19 protein-coding genes are annotated in these 20,600 nt (G+C 39.5%); 9 read left to right on the top strand and 10 right to left on the bottom strand.

Annotated elements, in window-relative coordinates; translation table 11 throughout:
* Positions 1–69: 69 nt before the first annotated feature.
* Positions 70–330, bottom strand: a complete 261-nt coding sequence (locus B9A52_RS01360) for a Txe/YoeB family addiction module toxin (RefSeq protein WP_317045534.1) — start codon at positions 328–330, stop codon at positions 70–72.
* A gap of 8 nt (positions 331–338) precedes the next feature.
* Positions 339–590 (bottom strand): hypothetical protein, encoded by a 252-nt coding sequence (locus B9A52_RS01355; protein ID WP_084118605.1) that lies wholly within the window; start codon positions 588–590, stop codon positions 339–341.
* Between the two features lie 214 nt (positions 591–804).
* On the opposite strand from B9A52_RS01355, the gene rlmN reads away from it, so the two are divergent.
* Together rlmN and B9A52_RS01345 are read left to right on the top strand one after the other, a co-directional pair.
* On the top strand, positions 805–1,866 hold the full coding sequence (gene rlmN, locus B9A52_RS01350) for a 23S rRNA (adenine(2503)-C(2))-methyltransferase RlmN (RefSeq protein WP_084123346.1): 1,062 nt from the start codon (positions 805–807) through the stop codon (positions 1,864–1,866).
* A 52-nt stretch (positions 1,867–1,918) separates the two neighbouring features.
* Positions 1,919–2,386, top strand: coding sequence for a hypothetical protein (locus B9A52_RS01345; RefSeq protein ID WP_084118604.1), 468 nt, complete (start codon positions 1,919–1,921; stop codon positions 2,384–2,386).
* A gap of 7 nt (positions 2,387–2,393) precedes the next feature.
* Here B9A52_RS01345 and B9A52_RS01340 read toward each other — a convergent pair whose 3' ends face one another.
* From B9A52_RS01340 to B9A52_RS01325, 4 genes are read right to left on the bottom strand one after another with little or no spacing between them, the layout of a single operon-like run.
* On the bottom strand, positions 2,394–3,323 hold the full coding sequence (locus tag B9A52_RS01340) for a rhomboid family intramembrane serine protease (protein ID WP_084118603.1): 930 nt from the start codon (positions 3,321–3,323) through the stop codon (positions 2,394–2,396).
* 6 nt (positions 3,324–3,329) lie between these two features.
* Complete coding sequence (locus tag B9A52_RS01335; RefSeq protein ID WP_084118602.1) at positions 3,330–4,121, bottom strand: rhomboid family intramembrane serine protease; 792 nt, start codon at positions 4,119–4,121, stop codon at positions 3,330–3,332.
* A 3-nt stretch (positions 4,122–4,124) separates the two neighbouring features.
* Entirely contained in the window at positions 4,125–5,996 is a 1,872-nt protein-coding gene (mutL, locus tag B9A52_RS01330; protein ID WP_084118601.1) for a DNA mismatch repair endonuclease MutL, read from the bottom strand.
* The gene (locus B9A52_RS01325; RefSeq protein ID WP_084118600.1) at positions 5,993–6,403 is read right to left on the bottom strand and encodes a hypothetical protein; all 411 of its coding nucleotides are present in this window, start codon (positions 6,401–6,403) and stop codon (positions 5,993–5,995) included. The genes mutL and B9A52_RS01325 overlap by 4 nt, the downstream gene beginning before the upstream one ends.
* A gap of 164 nt (positions 6,404–6,567) precedes the next feature.
* Between B9A52_RS01325 and B9A52_RS01320 the strand changes: the two genes are divergently transcribed.
* The 3 genes from B9A52_RS01320 to B9A52_RS01310 all read left to right on the top strand — a co-directional run bounded on the left by B9A52_RS01320 (position 6,568) and on the right by B9A52_RS01310 (position 11,561).
* Positions 6,568–9,579, top strand: a complete 3,012-nt coding sequence (locus B9A52_RS01320; protein WP_084118599.1) for a glycoside hydrolase family 3 N-terminal domain-containing protein — start codon at positions 6,568–6,570, stop codon at positions 9,577–9,579.
* Between the two features lie 66 nt (positions 9,580–9,645).
* Positions 9,646–10,785 (top strand): N-acetyl-alpha-D-glucosaminyl L-malate synthase BshA, encoded by a 1,140-nt coding sequence (gene bshA, locus B9A52_RS01315; protein ID WP_084118598.1) that lies wholly within the window; start codon positions 9,646–9,648, stop codon positions 10,783–10,785.
* Positions 10,786–10,931: 146 nt separating this feature from the next.
* Complete coding sequence (locus B9A52_RS01310; protein ID WP_172805291.1) at positions 10,932–11,561, top strand: sterol desaturase family protein; 630 nt, start codon at positions 10,932–10,934, stop codon at positions 11,559–11,561.
* A 32-nt stretch (positions 11,562–11,593) separates the two neighbouring features.
* Here B9A52_RS01310 and B9A52_RS01305 read toward each other — a convergent pair whose 3' ends face one another.
* Complete coding sequence (locus tag B9A52_RS01305; RefSeq protein WP_084118596.1) at positions 11,594–12,058, bottom strand: hypothetical protein; 465 nt, start codon at positions 12,056–12,058, stop codon at positions 11,594–11,596.
* Between the two features lie 67 nt (positions 12,059–12,125).
* Between B9A52_RS01305 and B9A52_RS01300 the strand changes: the two genes are divergently transcribed.
* Positions 12,126–12,941, top strand: a complete 816-nt coding sequence (locus B9A52_RS01300; RefSeq protein WP_084118595.1) for an NAD(P)-binding domain-containing protein — start codon at positions 12,126–12,128, stop codon at positions 12,939–12,941.
* Between the two features lie 68 nt (positions 12,942–13,009).
* Here the strand turns inward: B9A52_RS01300 and B9A52_RS01295 are convergent, their stop codons facing one another.
* Both B9A52_RS01295 and B9A52_RS01290 read right to left on the bottom strand, forming a co-directional pair.
* Positions 13,010–14,164: a PQQ-dependent sugar dehydrogenase gene (locus B9A52_RS01295; RefSeq protein WP_084118594.1), complete on the bottom strand. Its 1,155-nt coding sequence runs from the start codon at positions 14,162–14,164 to the stop codon at positions 13,010–13,012.
* A 129-nt stretch (positions 14,165–14,293) separates the two neighbouring features.
* Positions 14,294–15,532 (bottom strand): dipeptidase, encoded by a 1,239-nt coding sequence (locus tag B9A52_RS01290; protein WP_084118593.1) that lies wholly within the window; start codon positions 15,530–15,532, stop codon positions 14,294–14,296.
* A gap of 180 nt (positions 15,533–15,712) precedes the next feature.
* Between B9A52_RS01290 and B9A52_RS01285 the strand changes: the two genes are divergently transcribed.
* The 3 genes from B9A52_RS01285 to B9A52_RS01275 all read left to right on the top strand — a co-directional run bounded on the left by B9A52_RS01285 (position 15,713) and on the right by B9A52_RS01275 (position 19,549).
* On the top strand, positions 15,713–17,428 hold the full coding sequence (locus B9A52_RS01285; protein ID WP_084118592.1) for a hypothetical protein: 1,716 nt from the start codon (positions 15,713–15,715) through the stop codon (positions 17,426–17,428).
* A 171-nt stretch (positions 17,429–17,599) separates the two neighbouring features.
* Complete coding sequence (locus B9A52_RS01280) at positions 17,600–18,601, top strand: acyl-ACP desaturase (protein WP_084118591.1); 1,002 nt, start codon at positions 17,600–17,602, stop codon at positions 18,599–18,601.
* Between the two features lie 93 nt (positions 18,602–18,694).
* Complete coding sequence (locus B9A52_RS01275) at positions 18,695–19,549, top strand: pirin family protein (RefSeq protein WP_084118590.1); 855 nt, start codon at positions 18,695–18,697, stop codon at positions 19,547–19,549.
* Positions 19,550–19,706: 157 nt separating this feature from the next.
* On the opposite strand, the gene B9A52_RS01270 is transcribed toward B9A52_RS01275, so the two are convergent.
* Positions 19,707–20,483, bottom strand: a complete 777-nt coding sequence (locus B9A52_RS01270; protein ID WP_084118589.1) for a Rossmann-like and DUF2520 domain-containing protein — start codon at positions 20,481–20,483, stop codon at positions 19,707–19,709.
* Between the last annotated feature and the right edge of the window lie 117 nt (positions 20,484–20,600).

Here is a 20,600-nt window from a genome sequence, read left to right as displayed (position 1 = left end):
ATCTGGTTAATAAAAATAGAGTGATTTTATTCTTAGCTTAAAAAAATCAATTAGGTATTAATTTAAATTTTATTCATAATGACCATATGCGGATAGGACTTCGACTGTGGAATTTTCATAATCAATAGAATACACCAGACGATGTTTTCTATCAATTCTACGTGACCACTTTCCTGAAAATTGGTATTTAAGTTTTTCAGGTTTTCCAGTTCCTATTTCAGGATGTTCTTCAAGCTCGTCAAGCAATTTGTTAATTTTAGTCAGTAGGGTTTTATCTCCTGATTTTTTGTGTCTTTCTAAATCCTTGATTGCTTCAAGAGTGAATTCCACCCCAAAGCTCATAATCCAAGCAACTTTTCACGTTCTTCTCGTGTCAATTTAACCACCCTTCCAGCCTTACTATCCTCAATGCCTCTTTTTATTCCCTTCAACACTCCGGGATTTTCAAAATATGGATCATTGCTGGGGGAAGGATTTGGTGCCTTAGTTAAATCTTCTTTCTCAGTAAACTTAACATTAAAGGCTTCGGCCAATTTCTTAAATGCTTCAATTATTTCTTTATTATCGGTCTGAATTTCAATAGATTTCATACTGTAAATATACAATTAATTTTAAAGGATTTTAAAAATGGATTAGCTTGAAATTAGACCTATATTCAATTTAGGACTATCTGTAAAACATCTTTTCTTGAAATTCAGGCACTTCCTTGTAAGTTTCAGCTTTCCCAATCTTCCAATTTTTCATTTTTTCAATCTTCTAATCCGCCACGGCGGACAAGTTCTTTTTATCCCCTACCTTTGTCCCATGGACAGTACTTCAAAAAAAGACATCAGAAAGTTTACACTCGAACAGTTGGAGGATTTTTTTATTTCCCAAGGAGATAAGAAATTCCGGGCCAAGCAGGTGTATGAATGGCTGTGGAACAAGTCCCTCAAAAACTTTGATGACATGAGCAATATCTCGAAAGAAACCAGGGAAATGCTCAAAGCCAATTTCACCATCAATCATATACTAGTGGACCTGATGCAGCACTCTACCGATGGTACCATCAAAAATGCCGTAAAGCTTTATGATGACAAAATCGTGGAATCTGTCCTGATTCCCACCACCAAAAGAATCACCGCCTGTGTTTCCTCTCAGGTTGGTTGCAGTCTGGACTGTAATTTTTGTGCCACAGCCAGGCTTAAGCGCATGCGAAACCTCAACCCCGATGAAATTTACGATCAGGTAGTGGCCATCAAAGAAGAAGCAGAAACCTATTTTAAACGCCCCTTGACCAATATAGTCTTTATGGGCATGGGCGAACCATTGCTCAATTATGCCAACGTCATCGAAGCTATCGACAAAATCACTTCACCCGAAGGTCTGGGGATGGCAGCGAGAAGGATTACACTTTCTACAGTCGGGATCCCAAAAATGATCAAAAAAATGGCTGATGATGAGGTGAAGTTCAACCTTGCCGTTTCCCTTCACTCAGCCATCAATGAAACCCGAAGCAGGTTGATGCCCATCAATGATGTCAATCCCTTGGAAGACCTGGGAGAAGCCCTGAAGTACTGGTACCAAAAAACCAAACGAAAAGTCACCTATGAATATGTAATCTGGGAAAGCATCAACGACAACGAGGAACACGCTAGGGCTTTAGCCAAATTCTGCAAAATCATTCCTTCCAAAGTCAATATCATCCAGTACAACCCGATCGATGAAGGTGAATTCCGTCAGGCATCCAAGGAGGCCGTGGAAATGTATGTAAGGATATTGGAACAAAACGGCATCATCGCCAAAGTCAGAAAATCACGTGGTCAGGACATCGATGCTGCCTGTGGTCAATTGGCTAATAAGAATGAGGTGGCTCAGTTGGGGTAGGATTATTGCCCGCAAAGACACAAAGACGCAAAGTGACTCAATTTATAATTCTATGAAAAAATCACTCTTTTTAATATTGATTTTAGCATCAATTCAACTTGCCAATGCCCAAGAACAAGGCGATGTACGTCTCCAATTGGGAGCAGACTACAGGTTTCAGATCAAAAATATCGGGGCAAATGCAGGTGTTGAATATTTCTTTATAGATAAGTTTTCTATTGCTCCGAATTTTACCTATTGGTTTCCAAATATTGGAAGAGAGACCAATTTGAATGTGGATTTGCGTTATTATCTTACAGAAGGGATAGCCCAGATTTATTTACTTGGGGGTTACAATAATTTTTGGATCAATACCCAGCCAGGACTTCCGGGAACCTTGGTTTCAAGAGCAGGCGGTAATTTTGGAGTCGGATCTTATTTCGACCTGATCGGTAACCTTGGGATGAATACGGAATTTAAGGTACAAAGTCAGAATACCAGACAGACTGTACTAAGGGTTGCATTGGTTTGGAGGTTGTAATAAAAAATCACTTTTTACTAAACTCAAAAAGTTTTCTTTTTTCTTCTTTGCTGAGGGCATCATATCCTTTTTCAGCGATTTTGTCCAATATCAGATCTATTTCCTCTTGAGTAGCAACTTCAACTTTTCCGGATGTACTCTTCACAGATTTAGATGGAGTCGGGTCAGGTGTTGTGGTATAAGATTTCTTTTTTCTATAAGTTACTTTTACAGAAGGCTTTTTCTCAAAGATATTGACAAAGAAGTTTCCAATTGCCTGTATCCAAGCGCCTAAATCCCTTCCTTTCTGAAGTTGATAGACATAAAGAAATCCTAAAGCTGCTCCGCCCAAATGGGCCAACTCTCCGCCGGCATTCTCACCTGCTGAGTTGACAAAAGCAATCAGCACATAAAAAATAGCGATATACTTGATCTTGACAGGACCGAGAAGAAGCAAGAAAAAGGTGGTATTGGGAGAGAGGGTTGCGGCAGCGACCACTACAGCATATACCCCTGCACTTGCCCCCAACATTCTGGAAGAGCTAAGGACATCACTGAAATAAGGAGAAATATTATACATCACTACATAAAGCAGGGCTCCTGCCAATCCTCCTAGAATATAAATATTTGCCAGCTTTCTACTTCCGAGATATTCATGGAGTAACAGACCAAACCAATACAGGAAAAGCATATTGAAAAGAATATGGAACAATCCCTCATGAAAAAACATATAAGTCAATATAGACCATGGCTGTACCAATATCTGGCTAATATCTGCGGGCATCATCAAAACAGATCGAAAAGCCTGGTATAGTGACCCCGCCCCCGAAAATGTAAAAATCACCCTAACAACAAGCATGGCAAAAAACACCAGAATGTTGATCGCTATGATCTTGTACAAGCTGTTGTTGTTTTGCTTGAAAGCATTTCTAAGGTTTAATAAGAATCCTCCGTACATAATCAATCAATAAAAGTTTTTTCTGCTTTTTTTCCAATAATACACGAGACCTGCACCTATTACCAAACCGCTTAAGTGGGCAAAATGTGCCACATTGTCCCCCGGGTTATTGTTTAAAATCGCATACAAGGTATAAAGACCGTAAAATAAGACCAAATATTTGGCTTTCACAGGCATAGGAGGAAATAATAAAAACAGTTGGGTATTGGGAAACAGCATTCCAAAAGCTATCAGGACTCCGAACAAAGCACCTGAAGCACCTACCATTGGAATATTCACCTGAATATCTCTGATGCCATTTAAATTTTCTTTTGCCCGCTGAATCAACCCACTGTCTGAAGGATTCCTACTGTAAGCATCAATAAAGTCATAAACCCCTGATTTGAAAAAGTGTTTGTTGTCCTTTACAAAATCACTGAAGAGTTCCGGACTGGGATTTTCATAGAATGCACTTATTTTATTGTCAAGTTGGTGCATTTTGAAAGAAGTATATCCCGAATACAATAACCCGGAACCCACCCCGCAGACCATCCAAAGTATCAGGATCTTTTTTGGCCCAAGGAATTCTTCCAATAAAGGCCCAAAAATAAAAAGTCCGAACATATTGCTGAACAAATGCCAGAAATCAGCATGCATGAACATGTAGGTCAGAAACTGGAAAGGCAGAAACCTACTGCTGTTCACATAGTACAGCGCGAATATTGACTTCAACTGAGGCATCAGGAAGGCAGTGATCACATAAACGCCTACTGTGATGAGCAAAAGATTTTTAACTACAGGTGTTAGATTTCTGAACATATTTTATTTAGTAAAAAAGCTGTGTATTTTAGGTAAATCCAGTTTGATGAAGGTTTTGTTCCCTGAAAGTCCATAATTCGGATTTTGACAGGCAAAAAGCTGCCCGACGATCGTTTCCATTTCAGAAGCAGCCAACACATTTCCTTTCTTGATGGAAGATCTTCTGGCCAAGGAACGTGCCAGATTTTCCCTGTTATCCAAAGAAAGTTCGGATTTGAAATGTTTGAACTGATCTATCAGTCCTTCAAATAGCCTTTTTTCATTGGTCACATAGATATCAGCGGGAACACCTTGTATCAATATGGTGCTTTTTCCAAACTCTTCAATGACAAACCCCAAACTTTTGAGTTCGTCCATTATATCCATTACCAGTGCAAAATCCGCCTGTCCCAGTTGAATATGCTGTGGGAAGAGACATTGCTGGGAAGCGCCTGCAGCTTTTGTCAGTTGTTTTGAATATTTCTCGTAAAGAATTCTTTCATGTGCGGCCTGCTGGTCGATAATCAGCAATCCTGAGGACATCTGCGCAACAATATAATTGTTTTCCACCTGGAATGTTGCCCCTGATTTTCTGCCTTCATTCAACTTGGACACGTCCTCATTTGCCTTAGAAGGGAAAGTGAGAACTTCATCTTGATCCTCTATCTCATGGGATTTGGTTTCTTGCGTGACGTTCAGGTTTTCCCCACTTTCGAAAAGTTTTTCCCATCCCGAAACGGACTGTTTTTTGAATGCCGGACTTTGAAAAGTCTTGTATTGGTTGTCCGGGCCGATGGTATCAGGTTTAAACGCATTTTCCAGACTCACTTTTTCGGATTGGACTTTGTCCTTTTCCCATGTTTCGTTGAAATTGACATCGAGACCAAAATTCAAAGTGGGGACCACATTGTGAGCACCAAGCGCCTGCTTGATGGCGGACCTTACTACTCCATAGACTGTCCTTTCATCATCAAACTTGATCTCGGTTTTGGTAGGATGTACATTGATGTCAATATGGCTGGGTTCAATATCCAAGAAAAGCACATAAAAAGGGTGCATATCAGAAGCTATCAACCCTTCATAGGAATTGACAACAGCATGGTGGAGGTAGTTGTTTTTAATGTATCTGTTATTGACAAAAAAGAATTGGTCCCCACGCGATTTTTTGGCAGATTCAGGTTTTCCGATATAACCCCTGATATTTAGGTGGGGAGTTTCCTCAACGCAAGTAACCAAATGATTTTGGTATGATTTCCCAAAAATACCTACAATTCTTTGGCTGAGTTTTCCTGGAGGAAGATTAAAAAGTTCCATGTCATGCTGCATAAATCTGAACCCGATTTCAGGATAAGAAAGTGCAACCCGCTGAAATTCTTCCACGAGGTGTTTCATTTCTACTGAATTTGATTTCAGAAAATTTCTTCTTGCAGGGACATTGAAAAACAGGTTTTTTACAGATATGGAAGTGCCATTTTGTGTAGCAATGGGTTCTTGTTTTTTTACCTCCGAACCTTCAATCTGAAGCATTGTTCCCAGTTCCTCACCTTGTCGTCTGGTTTTCATTTCTACCTGGGAAACAGCTGCAATAGAAGCCAGTGCTTCGCCACGGAAGCCAAATGTCCGAATGGCAAACAGATCTTCTGAAGTTCTGATTTTGGAAGTGGCATGCCTTTCAAAGCTCATCCGTGCATCAGTCATAGACATGCCTTTACCATTGTCTATGACTTGAATAAGATTTTTTCCAGCTTCTTTTACCAGTACATTGACCATGCTTGCACCGGCATCCACCGCATTTTCCATCAATTCTTTCAACGCCGAAGCAGGCCTTTGTACTACTTCCCCCGCAGCGATCTGATTGGCAATGGCATCAGGAAGAAGTTGGATAATGTCATTCATCTGCGGCTTTTTCCTTTTAATCTGAAAAATAAATAAACCAATGCACCGCCCATAAAAATAAACAACATGGTATACAGAGCTTCAGGACCTATATAAACATATCCAAAGAAAGCCCCTAACAACACCATGAAAATCACCAATCTGATGATTCCAGTACTGCTTACCACGGAAGAAGATCTACCTTTAATTGGCCCGCCTTGGGTAAATGCTCCCCGGATAGAGGACCCATAATCACGGTTCAAAACTTCACTATCTTCATTTTCCAATGGGATTTTCCCATCTGCTTGAAGCTCTCTTTTGATTTTTGCGGTCCGTTGTGCAATTTCTTCTTTTACCGGATCATAATATCTGGGCTGGATATCAAACCGCATGGGTTTGGCTGTTCTGAAAATTGAAGGGAATTTCATTTTGGGGTTTTATTCAAATGGATATGTACTGCACAATTCAAATTCTTTTCCCGAAAATCAAAAATTGATATCAGGCCTTGAATTTTACGTGTAAGTTTGTACAATTCAATGTATATTGATACAAAGTTATTTTAAAATTCAAGCAATAAAAATTAAACAGAGGCATGCGCGTAAAAGTTTGGAGTATTCTGGTTGCGGTTTTTATTTTTTTTCAGTCAGATGCTGTGATGGGTTTGGAAATTTCAGGCGAAAAAGACCTGGATATGGGAAAAGATCCATTTTTGTCTTTGGACGAAAACCTGCAGATGGCCTGGGTGGACAGTGTTTTTGAAAATCAAAGTTTTGAGGACCGCTTGGGGCAGCTATTTATGGTAGCGGCATATTCCAATAAAGATGAAAGGCATAAAAATGACCTTGCCCGCTTGATTACAGAGCACAATATCGGAGGCTTGATTTTTTTTCAAGGTGGTCCTGTAAGGCAGGCTAATCTGACCAATTATTTCCAGACCATAAGTAAAGTTCCGCTATTCATAGCCATGGATGCGGAGTGGGGTGTAAGCATGCGATTGGACTCGGTGATTACTTTTCCAAAAGCTATGACGTTGGGGGCTTTGCCTGATGATGATCTCATTTATGAAATGGGAAAGGAAATCGCCTTCCAGTTTAAGGAGTTGGGTATGCATATTAATTTTGCCCCTGTTGTAGATGTTAATTCCAATCCCAACAATCCTGTCATAGGTTATAGGGCTTTTGGGGAAGAAAAGAGGTTGGTGGCAAGAAAATCCGTCGCATATATGAAAGGTCTTCAGGACCATGGTGTGATTGCGAATGCAAAGCATTTTCCGGGTCATGGGGATACGGAGTCTGATTCCCATTATACTTTGCCGGTTATCCGGCATTCTGAGACCAGGATCAAGGATATTGATCTCTATCCCTACAGAGAGTTGATTGACAATGACCTGATGAGTGTGATGGTGGCTCATTTGCATATTCCAAGCCTGGACAGTGAAAGAAACAAGGCCACCTCACTTTCCAAATATGTAGTCAGCGATCTGCTCAAAAGGCAGATGAACTTCGATGGACTTGTGTTTACGGATGCCCTGAATATGAAAGGTGTCAGTGGATTTATAAAGCCTGGGGAAGTGGAGTTGGCAGCCCTTTTGGCCGGGAATGATGTTTTGGTTTTTTCCCAGGATGTGCCAAAAGCAAAATCTTTGATTCTTCAGGCCATTGCCGAAGGGAAAATATCTCAGGAAGAGGTAGATGAAAGAATAAGGAAAATTCTCAGAGCCAAATATTGGGCAGGGTTGGGCAGGGTAGAAAAAATTGAAACCAATAACCTGGTAAAAAGGCTCAATTCTCCATCGGCAGAGCTATTGACTGAAAAATTATATGCCAAAGCAATCACAGTAACTGCCAATAAAGATGATTTTCTTCCCATAAGACAATTGGACCTTAAGAAGCTGGCTTCCTTGACCATAGGAGGTAATGGTCAGGAATTTCAGAAAAAACTGGATAAATATGCAAAATTTGAACATTTCCAGATAGGAAAAGGGGCGGATGCCGGAAGTCTTGAAAACATCCAAAAAAAGCTCAAAGATTTTGATACGGTTATCATAGGAGTTATGGGAATTTCTAACAGTCCCTCTCGTAGTTTCGGGGTGACCATGACAGATTTTAATTTTCTCAAAAAATTGGGAGAAGAGAAAAACGTTGTTTTGGTGACTTTTGGCAATGCTTATGCATCCAAGTATGTACCCGAATTGCCTTATAATATTTTGGCTTATGAAAACAATACGTTTACTCAAAGAATTGTTCCTGAAGTTATTTTTGGGGCAAGGGATGCACATGGGATTTTGCCGGTTTCCCTTAACCTGAGCATTAGGGCAGGGGCAGGTGGTTATTTACCGGGAATGGGGAGACTTTCCTACAGTATTCCGGAAAGTCAGGGCATGGACAGTAAAATTTTGGCCCGGATAGATACTGTGATGGAAATCAGTATTAGAAAGAGAGCTTTTCCGGGAGGAGTCGTTTTAGTGGCAAAAAATGGGCAGATAGTTTTTGAAAAAGCCTATGGACACTATGATTATAGTAAATCCAAAGAAGTGACTACAGAAACGGTCTACGATTTGGCTTCGATCACAAAAGTGCTGGCCACTACTCAGGCAGTTATGTTTTTGGCAAGCCGTGGGGTGATTGATATGGATAAGCCTATTGGAAGATATATCCCCGAATTAAGAAATACGAACAAAGGGGATTTGATTTTGAAGGATATTCTGGCCCATGAGGCCGGTCTGGTAGCATTTATTCCGCATTATGCCAAAACCGTGGAAGCAGGTAATTGGAAAAGTGAATTTTATAGACCAAAGGCAGAACCAGGATATTCTTTACCAGTCTCCAACGATATGTTTGCTCTAAATTCATTGAGAGATAGTTTATGGATTTGGACGGTAAATTCAGATCTCAGAAAACCTGAACCGGGACGAAGGAAATACAGCTATGTCTATTCCGATCTTACCATGTATCTGATGCAGGCTTTGGTAGAGACAATGACCAACCAGCCCTTGGATGAATTTTTGGACCAAAACCTTTATGCACCCTTGGGCTTACATACTATGGCATTTAATCCGCTTAAAAAGTATTCCAAAGAATTGGTGGCTCCGACAGAAGATGATATTACATTCAGAAAACGGCTTATCCAAGGATATGTTCATGATCCCGGCGCTGCGATGTATGGCGGAGTCGCGGGACACGCCGGTTTATTCGGGAAAGCCAATGATTTGGCAGTGATGATGCAAATGATGCTCAACGGTGGGAAATATGCCGATGTGAATATATTTGATGAAGACACCGTAAATGAATTTACCAAAAGACAATCGACTCAAAGCAGAAGAGGTTGGGGTTGGGATAAACCTGAACCCGAAAAAGGGAAAGGTGGGAGCGCAGGGGTTTTGGCACCCAAAAGCACTTTTGGACATACAGGTTTTACAGGTACCTGTGTATGGGCAGATCCGGACAATGATTTGATCTTTGTTTTTCTCTCCAACAGGGTTCACCCTGATGCCAATAACAATACCTTGCTCAAAGATGCTGTAAGGCCCGAAATCCACGATATTATTTACCAAGCAATGAGAAGTAATGTACAACAAAAAGGATTTTGGAATTTAATGGAATAGAGAATGAACAAAATCAGGTCGAAGCTGTGTTTATTGTTTTGTTGATATATTTTAAATGGTGTATTCATGAAAATTGGGATTGTTTGTTACCCGACCTTTGGAGGAAGTGGTGTCGTTGCTACAGAGTTGGGTAAGGCCCTGGCTAAAGAAGGGCATCAGATTCATTTTATCACTTATAGTCAGCCGACCCGGCTTGACTTTTTCAATCAGAATCTTTTTTACCATGAAGTGGATATTAAAAGTTATCCCTTATTTGATCATGCCCCGTATGAATTGGCACTAGCCAGTAAAATGGTAAATGTTGTCATTTACGAAAACCTTGACCTCTTGCATGTTCACTATGCCATACCTCATGCCTCTGCGGCCTACATGGCAAAGCAGATTTTGAAGGAAAGAGGAATTTATATTCCTGTGGTGACCACCTTACATGGTACCGATATTACTTTGGTCGGAAAAGATCCGAGTTATGAACCTGTGGTAACATTCAGTATAAATCATTCCGATACCGTCACTGCTGTATCGGAAGACTTGAAGAAAGCCACTTTCGAACATTTTGATATCAAAAAGGAGATTGTTGTTATTCCCAATTTCATTGACCTTGAAAGGTTCAAAAAACAAAAGAAAGAGCATTTCAAATTGGCAATTTGTCCGCATGGAGAAAAACTTCTTGTACATACCTCCAATTTCAGAAAAGTAAAAAGGGTAGAGGACGTCATTAGGGTATTCTATGAAGTGAGGAAGCAGATTCCTGCCAAACTCCTTTTGGTCGGTGATGGACCGGAAAGAGATAAAATGGAACGGCTTTGCAGAGAATTGGGTACATGTGACGATATCAGGTTTCTTGGAAAGCTTGAGGCAGTAGAGGAGGTACTTTCAGTGGCGGATTTATTTTTGATGCCATCGGAAAAGGAAAGTTTTGGTCTTGCAGCATTGGAAGCAATGGCATGTGAGGTTCCGGTATTAAGTTCCAATGCCGGCGGGATTCCCGAATTGAATATTGATGGTGAGACGGGTTTCACCTGTGAAATCGGCGATGTGAAAGAAATGACAAAAAAGGCTTTGGAAATATTGGATGACAGAAATCTTCCCGGATTTAAAAAAAGAGCCCTGGAAAGGGCAAAAAAATTCGATATATCTAACATTTTGCCTTTGTACGAAAATGTTTATCATCAGACAATTGAAAAATCAAGACAGTTTGCAGTCTGATTATGATTTTTATCATTTTTTTAATTCATGATAAAAATCGCATAATTAGATCATAAGTTATAAATTTGCAGAGTTGAAGTTGAGGGTCCTAAAATTATTTTCAGTTTGGATTTGAAGACCAAAAAAAAGTTAAAAAAATGGCAACATTGAAAAAAATCGGAAGATTGGATAAGCCCGATAATTATGGTTCGGCAAAGATGTTTGATAACCCAATCCTTGAAAGATTTTCCAGAACCCATATAATGGTTCCGATTACGATGTTTTTTACTATTTCAAGTGTTTCACTTTTTTATGGTGTTACGACCACGGAGATCAAATTTGCTACGGGTTTACTGGTGCTTTTTATAGGGATCATTTCTTTTACATTTGTGGAATATATGATGCATAAATATTTCTTCCACATGGAAAGGGATACGCCTACCAAAGATAAACTGCAATACTCAGTCCACGGAGTTCACCATGACTATCCAAAAGATAAAGACAGACTGGCTATGCCGCCTTTTGTAAGCGCATTTTATTCTTTGGTGTTTTATTTGGTATTTAAGTTAATCATGGGTGCTTATGTTTTGTATTTTCTTCCGGGATTTTTGATAGGATACTCAGCCTACCTTGGGGTACATTATATAGTTCATGCGTATCAGCCACCAAAAAATTTCCTGAAGGTCCTTTGGGTCAACCATGCCATTCACCATTACAAAAATCCGGATGTTGCATTTGGGGTGAGTTCTCCATTATGGGATTATATTTTGGGGACTATGCCCAAAAATGAAAAATAATGAAAAAATCTCCCTTAAAGGAGATTTTTTCATTATTGGATAACAGTATTATCTTCAAACCTAGAACCAAATCCCATTTTGAATTCGGCGTAGCTTACTGAGTCTTGAATACTTAAGAAAAAATCAATAGGCAGATCCAGCCGGTAATATTTGATGGATTCCAACCTGTCCTCAATGATAAAATAGTTGTCTGAAATTTCATTCATTTTCCAAATTCTTTCCATTCCCGCATCATTGCTAATATAAAGCATATTCTCTTTGATCATGTAATCATAACCTATAGGGCCGATATTGTCATTGTTCAGTACAATAAGGGTATCATTGACATACAGTTCATAATAAGTGGAATCCTGCTCAAAAGCATACCAATTTCCCAGCAAAGGATTTTTTTCTTTTTGGCCGCAGGAAAGCAAAGAAACTGAAACAACTAACCCTAAGGCCCAAAAAACCGAATTTTTTTTAATATTAATCCCATAGCCTATCAAGACAAAATCCATATCTTATTAGTTATATATTTGTTGACCATTGAATTTACCAATTATTTAAAAATATATCATCCTTTTTATGACATCTGTTTCAATTATAGGGTTAGGTTGGCTTGGACTGCCACTTGCGATTTCACTCAAGGATAAAGGTTTTGAAGTGAAAGGAAGTACCACAAGTCAAGAAAAAACAAATGAATTGAATTCCAAAGGAATTTCAACCTTTATGCTGAAATTATTGCCGCACCCCGAAGGAAGAGCCTTTTTGAAATTATTTGAATCGGATATATTGTTTGTAAATATTCCTCCAAGAAGCAGAACAATGCCGGAAAGTTTTCATCCTGAACAGATCAAGTTCATCAAGTCCATGGCCGTACAGGCAGGGGTCAAAAAAATAATTTATATCAGTTCTACTTCCGTTTATCCTGACTTAAATAGGGAATTGGATGAAGGTTTTTTATTGAATAAAGAAAATACAGGTAATACTTCTCTTTTTCAGGCTGAAAACATCCTTCTTCATGACAGGAACTATGATTTGACCATTATTAGGTTTGGGGGGCTACTAGGTGTGGATAGAATTCCGGGTAAATATTTTTCAGGTAAATCAAATGTAGTTGGGGACAGTCCAGTCAATTATATCCACAGGGATGACGCTGTGGGCATATCATCTTGGGTAATAGAAAATAATCTTTGGAATGAAATTTTCAATGGAGTAGCGCCAAATCATCCCAATCGGAAACTGGTTTACGAAAAAAATGCTATTGATCTCGGATTTCCGCCTCCTACAGATTATGCACCGGTTGGCAAAAGTCAGTGGAAGCAGATTTCTTCCCAAAAAATCCAGTCAACAGGTTACCAGTTTCAGATTCCGGACCCACTTGATTTTTGGTATTTATAATTGTCTTGAAAAAGTAATACCCAGCAAATCTGCCGGGTATTCCAATTGCATATGATTTTACTTGTCAATTACCTTTGGGGAATCAGCTTGACCAATAAGCCAGTAGCTTCTGTCATTGCATAGATATAGCCATCAGGACTTTCAGACACTTGTCTGACCCGTCCAATATCCTTCAAAAGAGTTTCTTCACCAACTTTAGTCGTGCCATCAAGTTCTACCCTTGCAATTTGCTGTCCAGCCAAGCCTGCTACCAGTAAATTACCTTTCCATTCAGGATATTTGTCAGAAGTTACCAGTGTCATTCCACAGGTAGCTATGGATGGTACCCAATAAGTGACAGGCTGTTCCATTCCTTCTTTTTCGGTCAATTCTGTCAGAATTGTCCCGTCATAGTTGATTCCGTAGGAAATCACCGGCCAGCCATAATTTTTTCCTTTTTCGATCAAGTTAAGCTCATCACCACCTTTTGGGCCATGTTCTACTGCCCAGATTCTGTCATTTGCTTTGTCATAAATCATACCCTGTGGATTTCTGTTGCCATATGTCCAAATAGAAGGAGAGGCTCCAGCAGTATTTACAAATGGGTTATCGGTTGGAATACGTCCATCATCGTGGATTCTATGGATTTTTCCATGATCATTGTCCAATTCCTGGGCGTTTTGGGGTCTTGAACCTTTGTCTCCGTTTGAGAAAAAGAGATAGTTGTCTTTATCGAAGACTATTCTGGAACCAAAGTGCCTTCCGCCTTTCCATTCAGGATTGCACACAAAGATTTCTTCCAAATTTTCCAGCGCATTGCCATTTAGTTTTGCTCTTGAAATAACCAAAACTTCACCTTCTCCTTTAGGTCTTGAATAAGACATATAGATCCAGCCATTATTTTTATAATCCGGGTGGATGGTGATATCCAATAAACCAGCTTGGTTTACTTCGGAAACAGCCGGTACACCAGTTAGTTTTTCACCCGTGAATTTATCATCCTTGAAAACCAGGATTTCACCTTTTCTCTCCGTGACGAGCATTCTGCCGTCCGGTAACCACGTCATTCCCCAAGGACTTTCAAAATCCGTGAATAAAGTATCGATTCTTATTGTTAATTTTTCGGTATCTATGGCAAATGGAGATGGCTCTGATTCAGTTTCGGATACTTCTTTTCCAGTACAAGAAGCGAAAAGAAATAATCCACCTGCCAGAAAAAAAGAGAGATATTTTAATTTTTTCATATTGTTTGAATCGTTTAAGGTGCAAAATTAAGCAATTTCTTATTGAATTGCTTTTATCATTTTATAAGCGGCTTATTGTTGTCATTTCTATTTTTTTAGAGAGGTATTTAACCAATTCTTTCAATATAATTAACCGGCTGCTGCTATCACCTTATTCCAAACACGGAATATGTTTTTATAACAAATTTTCTCGATATCCTCTTTGGAGTAACCTCTTTTGAGTAATTCCGCAATCAGGTTAGGGTACATGGAAACATCCTTCAATCCTGTTGGAAGGCTATCTCCCACGCCATCAAAATCAGATCCTAAGCCAATATGGTCAATACCTACCAGCGCTTTGACATGGTCAATATGATCTGCAACTTTGGATACATTGGGGAATGGATTGTTTTCAGCAGTGTATTTTTGAATATACGCTTGGGCTGCTGAATCCGATCTGCTCAATCCGTTATCTGCCAGCCAATTTACCAGGTATTCCCTTACCTCTCTAGAACGCTCATTGTAGTCACCATCTATAAAACTCCCGCCGAAGTTGATCATGATCACCCCTCCATTTTTACCTAACGCTTTGATCATATCATCATCCATATTTCTTTCAAAACCAGGAGTAAAAGCTCTGGCAGAGGAATGAGAAGCAATAACAGGAACGTCAGTTGTTTTCATCACATCATAGAAGGTGTTATCAGACACGTGGGAAATATCTACCATGATTCCGGTCTTGTTCATTTCTTTGACCACCTGCACGCCATATTCGCTTAAGCCCCCGTGAGTTCGTGTGGTATCATAGGATGAATCTCCGATCAGGTTGTCTTTGCCATGGGTAAGTGTGATGTACCTGATGCCTCTATCATAAAAGTATTTGACATTATTGATATCATCCTCCAAGGCAGCACCGTTTTCCATTCCCATTGGAAATGAGATCTTGCCTGCTTCGGTATTTCTTTTGATATCATCAGGAGAGGTCGCTATGGCAAATTTATCAGGCCATGTATCGCACAATCTTTCTGTCATCAAAATAAGTGAGTCAGCCAACGCTTTGGCCCCACCCCTTTCCTGATAGATGGCAGGAATGTATATAGACATAAAAGGGGCGTCCAGACCACCTTCCTTTGATCTTGGGAAGTCGAAATTACCCCCGTCCGTTCTGACTGATACATCCAATATTTCCCTTTGAAGGGTAAACCCACCCACTTTCATTCTGTAAGGCAAGTCTACATGACCGTCTACCATAATGGTGTTTTGGGCTATTTCTTTGGCTATGGTCAATCTTTCTTCATCGGTCAGCAAAGTGTAATCTGTGATTTCAGATTTTTCATTGCAGGCCATGAGGATAACAGTCGCAATAAGTACATAGAATGTTCTTTTCATGTTGTTGATGGTTTAAGCTTGAATTTAAACTTTCTTCTGAAGTATAATCTTTTAAGATATACAGACGGTCAGATCTTTGGGTGAAAAAACAGTTTTTGTCCGTTTATGTAATAAGAGGTACCCCTGAAAATATCATTTTGAATTTTGTATTATCTTCAATTTCCACTAAAATATATTGTCATGAGATATTTTCCGATTTTCATTTATCTGATATTGATTTCCTGTCAGTCCAACCCGATTCCTGATGTCAACATCACAGTTTCAGAGGAATTGTCCAAAGATCTCAAAGATGGACGTTTACTTTTGCTTTTTCACCATAATGATAAGACGGAACCAAGGTTTGCAGTGAGTGATGACATCAGTTCTGCCCAAGTTATAGGAATGGATTTTGAGGATTATCAATCAGGTCAATCACTTAGTCTTGATCTGAATGAATTTGGCTATCCAATTGAAAACTATCAGAATATACCGGAAGGGGAATATTGGGTACAGGCTTACATCGTCAAATATGAAACCTTCAACAGGTCTGACGGTCATACCATCAAAATGCCTATGGACCAGTGGGAGGGAAGGCAATGGAACAGGACACCGGGCAATATTTACAGCAAACCCCAAAAAATAAATTGGGATGGAAAGACAGGTCTCAATTTAACTATTGATCAGATCAATCCACCCGTGACTGAACCGGAGGACACAGAATTTATCAAGCACATCAAATTCAAAAGTGAAATGTTATCCGAATTCTGGGGAAGGGATATTTACCTTGGAGCGCATGTGTTGGTTCCCAGGGATTTTGACAAAAATCCAGATGAATATTATCCTTTGATGATTTTCCATGGGCATTTTCCTTCAGATTTTGGTGGATTCAGGACTACTCCACCTGATGAAGATTTGGAGGAAGATTACAGTGCGAGGTTTAATATTTATGGTTACAAAAAGATTGAGCAGCAGGAAGCTTATGATTTCTACAAAAAGTGGATTTCCCCGGATTTCCAGAAGTTTATAGTTATAGAAATACAACATGCCAATCCATTTTATGATGATAGTTATGCTGTAAATTCCCAGAACATCGGGCCCTATGGTGATGCGATAACTTATGAATTGATCCCACATATAGAAGAACAGTTCAGAGGTATTGGAGAGGGTTGGTCAAGGTTTGTATATGGTGGTTCAACAGGTGGTTGGGAGGCTTTGGCAGTTCAGGTTATGTACCCCAATGAATATAATGGTTGTTTTGCGGCCTGTCCGGACCCCATTGATTTCAGGGCTTACACCACGGTAAATATTTATGAGGAAGAAAATGCCTACTTTCTTAAAGGTCCATTCAGGACTACGGAACGTGTGGGCAAAAGGAATTACCTGGGCCATGTATCTGCGATGCTCAAAGATATGAACTATAAGGAACTGGCTTTGGGTGGGACAAAAAGCAGATCCGGTGACCAATGGGACATTTGGCAGGCAGTTTATTCTCCGGTTGGGGAGGATGGTTATCCCAAACCGATCTGGGACAAATACTCTGGCGAGATTGATCAAGAAGTGGCCAAACACTGGCAGGAAAATTTCGATCTGAGATACATCATGGAAAGAGATTGGTCCAAATTAGGTAAAGACCTGGAAGGAAAAATCCACATCTATTGTGGAGATATGGATAATTATTACCTCAACAATGCCGTTTATCTTACAGAAGATTTCCTTGAAAGTACAACGGATCCTTACTATGGAGGAGAGGTCCTTTATGGAGATCGGGCAGAACATTGCTGGAACGGCGACCCTGATCTTCCGAACTATATTACGAGATTAAGGTATAATACTATGTATCTTGACAAAATAGGGGAACGTTTAAATAAAACTGCTCCGTCAAACTTTGATAAGAAGTATTGGGTTTTGAAGAAATAGGTTCACCTTATGAGTAGAAACCCAATTTAGAAATCGGGTTTCTTTGCGTCTAATCCCGTAATTTGTCACTACCTTTATGCTCAAATGGCTTTGACTTTTGATTTCCAATTGCTTAAAATCCGCCAGTATCGAAGCAGTTGATAAAGTTATTTAAGCCGAAATTTCACTATCATGAATAAATCAGAACATATAGATTACGAATTGGAAAAGAATATGGAAGTCATCTCCCAGTTGGATGGCTTCGTCAATAATGCAGTGGATACCGTATTGGTTGACCCGGATGAATGTTGGCAACCATCAGATTTTCTACCTGACATGGGCGAACCGGATGCCTTTGATGAGGTAAAAAAACTTCAGGAAAGAGCAGCAGGAATTCCAGATACCATCATTACTTCTTTGATTGGAAATATGATTACCGAAGAGGCTTTGCCCAGTTATCAGACCTACTTCAATATGCTGGAAGGCATCAATGTAGAGGGTAGCCTTTTGAGTAATTCAGGTTGGGTCCGTTGGTCAAAGGCTTGGACGGCTGAGGAAAACCGACATGGAGACCTGCTCAATAAGTACTTATACTTATCTGGTAGGGCAGATATGAAAAAAGTTGAACAGACTATTCACAGATTAATCTACAATGGATTTGACCCAAAATCCGAAAAAGACCCGTATCAGGCAATGATTTATACGTCTTTTCAGGAAAGAGCTACAAAAATTTCCCATGTCAATACAGGAAAACTTGCTCATAAAGCAGGGGATGATGTATTGTCAAGGATTTGTAAGACAATTGCCGGTGATGAAGCCAGACATGAAAAAGCCTACAAAAGTTTCATGAGTGAAATTTTTGAAATTGATCCAAATGGAGCGATTATGGCCTTTGATAAAATGATGAGGAAGCAAATTGTGATGCCGGCAGTCCTAATGGGTAAAGGAAGTAGTAATCCTACTTTGTTTGACCAGTTTTCAGCCATTACTCAGAAAGTCGGAATTTATACCGGTTGGGATTATGCCAGGATTATCGATCATTTGGTAAAACTATGGGATATTGAAAACCTTACAGGACTCAATGATGTGGCTTCAAAAGCACAGGATTATCTATCCAATTTGGCAGACAGATATATGCGTTTAGCAGACAGGATGAAAGCTCCTGATGAACTCTCCCTAGCGTGGTTAAAGTAAAAAATTCAAAGCCTGAAGAAATTCAGGTTTTTTTTTGCCCTTGAAGGAACAAAATTTAATCTAATCACATTTAATGTATATACATAAAATAGCATGAGAACAATCAAAGAAATCCATAAAGCCAGTTATCATCCCATAGCGGATTTGATCACTTACAATCCTTTGCCTTCTCCAAAGTTAAGACAGATTGATCCTTTCATTTTTCTCAATCATCACGGACTCCAAACCTATCCCAAAAACAATAACGGTTTGCCATTTGGTCCACATCCCCATAGAGGAATGGAAACAGTTACATTCATTTTGGAGGGAGACATCATGCATAAAGATTCCGGAGGTCACGAATCAGTGATCGACGCAGGAGGGATTCAGTGGATGACTGCGGGGAGAGGTTTGATTCATGCAGAGGTTTCATCCAAAAAATTCAAAAAAGAAGGAGGGGATCTTGAAATCCTGCAGCTTTGGCTAAATCTTCCTGCCCGTCTTAAGATGACAGAACCGAGGTATTTTGGTTTGCAAAAGGATGAAATCACTCACTTCAATCTTGATGATGATAGGGTAAAAGTCCAATTGATCGCAGGAGAATGGGGGGAGAATATTGGTTCATTCGATAGCCTATGGCCAATTTTTCTAAGTACTATTTTTATGAATAAAGGCGGAAAGTTCTCGAAGGATATTCCAATGGGTGAAAATGTTTTTTTCTACGTTGTCCGAGGCAAAGTGAAGGTGATGGGAGAAGAAATTCCATTCAGAAATTTGATAGAATTCAATAATGATGGGGATTCTATTGCTGTGGAAGCCACAGAAGATGCTGTAATTATTCTCGGTCATGCCAAGCCTTTCAATGAACCTTTGGTAGCACAAGGCCCTTTTGTCATGAATACACAGGCAGAAATCAGGCAGGCATATCAGGATTATCAGTTTGGTAAATTCGGGTCTTGGCAGGATTAAAAATGAAAGTGGCCGTCTTTGCAGAGCAGCCACTTTTATGTTTAAAAATTCATAACATTTTAAAGCAGGTTATTTAGACCTGAAAAAGTTGCTTAATCACCCGTCATAAATGTAGTTAATAAAACCAGAAAAGAAAATACCTAGTTTTAGGTATTGTTCAATAACTATCTATAATGTCCTGAGAAATAAGCTTATATATTTCAGCAACCTGTTCATTATAATTCAAAAATTGATAATGTTCATCCAAAACACCGAAATCACCTCTGATTGCAGGTCCGGTCTGAGTTTTTTTTGCACCTAGTTCAAGGCTTTTACTGATAGTTTCAATAATCAAGGGTTTTAACATTTCAAAATCAAGCCCTTGCCGGGCCATGATTTCTTCAGATAATCTGAGCATATGATTGGAAAAATTACTGGCAAAAACAGCTGCTACATGCAGGGCTTTTCGGTCCTTGGATTTGATAACATATTGATGGGGAGAAAGACTTTTGGCTAATTTTTTGAGTTGTTGCAAGGTTGTCTGATCGTCTGATTCCAATAAAAACGGGACATCTGAAAAATCCAACCTTCTTTCTTTACTGAAAGTCTGTAAGGGATACAGGATGCCTGTGTAAGCAGCTGAACTATATCCCAAGATATCCAATCCCACTGATCCCGATGTATGCACCAAAATGCTTTCTTCGGGTAAAATAATTTCATCTGCCAGTTCAGAAATCGCATGATCACTTACAGAAATAATAAATATTCTTGCCTCAGAATCTGAAAAATCCAAATCGTCTTTGGCCTCTGCCACATAAAGTCTCTTTGTCAGGCTGCTTGCTTTTTCAATATCCCTTCCAAATACTTCGGTAATGGTATGTCCCGCATCCTCCAAGGCAGGCCCTAAATGCCAGGCGACATTACCGGTCCCCAATATTGCTATCTTAAATTTCATGATTGAAAGATAAATTGAATAGTGATATTCGCTTTCTTCCCAATAGAATTCTTTTCTTTCAAATGGACATAAGACATAAGACGGAAGACGGAAGATTTCATCATCAAATCATTTATT

This window comes from Aquiflexum balticum DSM 16537 (assembly GCF_900176595.1).
In the GTDB taxonomy this organism is placed as follows: Bacteria; Bacteroidota; Bacteroidia; order Cytophagales; family Cyclobacteriaceae; genus Aquiflexum; species Aquiflexum balticum.
Note: the sequence above shows the minus strand (reverse complement) of the source record. Positions and strands in the feature narration are given on the sequence as shown.